The organism is Ochrobactrum sp. SFR4 (genome assembly GCF_019730395.1).
Lineage (GTDB): Bacteria > Pseudomonadota > Alphaproteobacteria > Rhizobiales > Rhizobiaceae > Pseudochrobactrum.
Genome location: NZ_JAAPBB010001409.1, coordinates 1 through 234 on the forward strand (window position 1 = coordinate 1; position 234 = coordinate 234).

Sequence of the window (234 nt, forward strand, 5' to 3'; positions counted from 1 at the left end):
GGCCATCCTCACCATCAATAATGATGGCATCATTATTTTCGGCCAGCGCCACCACACCTTTGGCCTGCCCCACGACGGGAATACCCATAGCACGCGCTACAATCACCACATGGCTGGTCGTAGCGCCGTCTTCCAGCACCAGACCGCGCACACGCTCACGCGGATAATCCAGCAATTCCGCAGCGCCCATGGAACGGGCAACAATGATGGAATCCTTAGCCATCATTTCCGCAG

At 56.8% G+C, this 234-nt stretch carries 1 protein-coding gene; it reads right to left on the bottom strand.

Going from position 1 to position 234, the window contains the following annotated elements:
- Nucleotides 1-234: PEP-utilizing enzyme (locus HBA93_RS23665; protein ID WP_286202177.1), on the bottom strand; the 234-nt coding region annotated here is incomplete at both ends.